Annotated in this window: 1 protein-coding gene; it reads right to left on the bottom strand. The window is 68.6% G+C overall.

All coding sequences use genetic code 11. From position 1 onward, the window contains the following. The coding region (locus IJ15_RS25140) for an MMPL family transporter (RefSeq protein ID WP_037136330.1) at positions 1 to 350 on the bottom strand (350 nt) is incomplete at both ends.

Raw genomic sequence — 350 nt, 5'->3', positions numbered from 1 at the left:
TCGGTGCCGGCACCGATCACGAGAACGAACAGGATGCCCTGACTCTGGCCGGTGAGGGTGAGGATGTCGTGGTCGGCGAGCAGGTAGATCACCATCGACGACAGCCCCAGCGCGAGCAGGGCCGAGAACAGCGGGAAGAACCACAGGATCGGGGACCGGTAGACCACCAGCAGGATCAGGATCACCACCAGCAGCGCGACGCCGAGCAGCGTGCTGTCGAGGCCCTCGAACGCGTCGATGAACGCGACCAGCAGACCGCCCGGACCGGCGGGCAGCACCTCGAGGTCGGACGGCACCGCGTTCTGCGCGGCCGCGATGACGTCCTGCTCGGCGGCGGCCAGGTCGTTGCC

Origin of the sequence: Prescottella defluvii (assembly GCF_000738775.1) — a bacterium.
GTDB lineage: Bacteria > Actinomycetota > Actinomycetes > Mycobacteriales > Mycobacteriaceae > Prescottella > Prescottella defluvii.
The sequence above is the reverse complement of the archived record's forward strand: the minus strand, read 5'-3'. Positions and strand labels throughout refer to the sequence as shown.